Here is a 710-nt window from a genome sequence, read left to right as displayed (position 1 = left end):
CTCAGCCGCTGCAGGGATCTTCACGGTAATGCCTGCCGTCACCGCCGCCGGGTCAACCGTCATCGCGGTACTGTCCGCCTCCGCGACTGTAGGGGCGGGCAGACTGGCCACGACACTGACTGTATAAGCCACCGTGTCTGAATCCAGCGCCGTGGAGCCTCCTGAGCGGATGAGCGTATACCATACAGTCACAGCATCCCCGTCAGCCTCCCCCGCCAGCGTCTCCTTCACAACCAGTGACAGCGCCTTTCCGGCCTCCGCCGCCGTCACCGTGTGGTCCGCCGTGGTTTTTATACCGTCCGTCTCCGTTTGCACTGAGGCCGTCACAGTATCCCCTGCGGACAGCTCAGCCGCTGCAGGGATCTTCACGGTAATGCCTGCCGTCACCGCCGCCGGGTCAACCGTCATCGCGGAACTGTCCGCCTCCGCGACTGCAGGGGCGGGCAGACTGGCCACGACACTGACTGTATAAGCCACCGTGTCTGAATCCAGCGCCGTGGAGCTTCCTGAGCGGATGAGCGTATACCATACAGTCACAGTATCCCCGTCAGCCTCCCCCGCCAGCGTCTCCTTCACAACCAGTGACAGCGCCTTTCCGGCCTCCGCCGCCGTCACCGTGTGGTCCGCCGTGGTTTTTATACCGTCCGTCTCCGTTTGCACTGAGGCCGTCACAGTATCCCCTGCGGACAGCTCAGCCGCTGCAGGGATCT

Annotated in this window: 1 protein-coding gene; it reads right to left on the bottom strand. The window is 63.7% G+C overall.

Annotation, left to right across the window (positions count from 1 at the left end; all coding sequences use genetic code 11):
• Positions 1 to 537: hypothetical protein (locus tag NG99_RS02670; RefSeq protein WP_157032535.1), on the bottom strand; the 537-nt coding region annotated here is incomplete at its 3' end.
• Between the last annotated feature and the right edge of the window lie 173 nt (positions 538 to 710).

This window comes from Erwinia typographi (assembly GCF_000773975.1).
GTDB classification, from domain to species: Bacteria; Pseudomonadota; Gammaproteobacteria; order Enterobacterales; family Enterobacteriaceae; genus Erwinia; species Erwinia typographi.
Note: the sequence above shows the minus strand (reverse complement) of the source record. Positions and strands in the feature narration are given on the sequence as shown.